This is a genomic window from Geminisphaera colitermitum TAV2 (genome assembly GCF_000171235.2).
GTDB lineage: Bacteria > Verrucomicrobiota > Verrucomicrobiia > Opitutales > Opitutaceae > Geminisphaera > Geminisphaera colitermitum.
Window position 1 is genome coordinate 1 of sequence record NZ_ABEA03000207.1, and the last position, 1,544, is coordinate 1,544.

Genomic DNA, 1,544 nt, shown 5'->3' on the forward strand with positions numbered 1-1,544 from the left:
CGCGCCCGCACCACCAACGGAGCCCGGCACAACGAGCGCTCCGCCGCCACCGGGGCCCTGAACCCCCGCAACACCTTCAAAACCTTCGTCATCGGCGCGAACAACCAGATGGCGCACGCCGCCGCCACCGCCGTGGCCCAAGCCCCCGCGCAAGCCTACAACCCGCTCTTCATTTACGGCGAAACCGGCCTCGGCAAAACGCACCTGATGCACGCCATCGGGCACACCATCCTCCTCAACCGCCCCGAAGCCCGCGTCGCCTACCTCTCCACCGAAAAATTCACCAACGAATTCATTCAGGCGCTTCAGGAAAACAGCCTCGTCAAATTCCGCCAGCGCTACCGCTCCGTGGACGTGCTCCTGCTCGACGACGTGCAATTCCTCGCCGGCAAGGAACGCATTCAGGAAGAATTTTTCCACACCTTCAACGAACTCTTCGAATCGCAAAAACAGATCGTCCTTTCCAGCGACCGTCGCGCCTCCGAGATCCAGAAGCTCGAAGCCCGCCTCGTCTCCCGCTTTGAATGGGGACTCCCCGCCGACATTCAGGCGCCCGATTACGAAACCCGCCTCGCCATCCTCCGCACCAAGGCCGCGACCCTCAAATTTGACCTCCCCCACGACGTCGGCGTTTTTATTGCGCAAAACATCGCAAAAAACATCCGCCGTCTGGAAGGCGCCCTCCTCAAAGTCGCCTCCTACGGTTCCCTCACGGGGCGCGCGGTGGACATCGCCACGGTCGAAAACCTCCTTAAGGACGTCCTCATCGAGCAGGCGCAAAACGCGCTCACGATTGAGCTTATCCAGAAAAAAGTCACCGAGCACTTTCAGCTACGCCCCGGCGACATGACGAGCAAACGCCGTCCCAACAACATTGCCATCCCGCGCCAGATAGCGATGTGGCTGTGCCGCCAGCTCACCCGTCATTCCCTGCAAGACATCGGCGACGCCTTTGGCGGACGCGACCACGGCACGGTGATCCATGCCGGCAAAGCGGTGGAAAACATGCTGGAGCAGGACGTGCAAATGCGCAGCCAGATCGAGTTCCTCAAGACCCAGCTCAGCCGCTGAATGGCAGGAAGCGTCGAGACGGGGGGGGGGGGGGACGGTTTACGGACTACGGATTACAGGCTGCTACACTTGGAAAACAAAAACTCGTTTATCTCCTTGGAAATAAACGAGTTTAGAATGGCGCCCTCACGGGGAATCGAACCCCGGTTTGGTCCTTGAGAGGGACCCGTCCTAGCCGCTAGACGATGAGGGCGGATAAGGCGAAGAGGGAGGACGGTTTCCATTTCACGTCATGCGTCAAGCGATTGTTTGGCCGACGGACGAAAAAGGGTGCGACTCAACGTGATGTCAGTGCCTCCCCGGTTTTGGCAAGGCAGGGCGCGGCGCGGGGTTCGCCGCGGGTGTAACCGGGAGGGGTGAGGGAATTACGAATGACGAATTACGAACTGATGTTACGCGACGGAGGATTGGCAGAAAAAGTGGCGCGGGCGTCCCGCCCGCACGTAGGGGCGTCGCTTGCGACGCCCGCGCAC

General features: G+C 60.7%; 1 protein-coding gene and 1 tRNA gene. One reads left to right on the forward strand and one right to left on the reverse strand.

Annotated elements, in window-relative coordinates; all coding sequences use genetic code 11:
- On the forward strand, positions 1–1,071 hold a 1,071-nt coding region (gene dnaA / locus OBACDRAFT_RS23965), incomplete at its 5' end, for a chromosomal replication initiator protein DnaA (RefSeq protein ID WP_043589637.1).
- 118 nt (positions 1,072–1,189) lie between these two features.
- Here dnaA and OBACDRAFT_RS23970 read toward each other — a convergent pair.
- Positions 1,190–1,264 (reverse strand) — tRNA-Glu (locus OBACDRAFT_RS23970).
- Positions 1,265–1,544 lie beyond the last annotated feature (280 nt).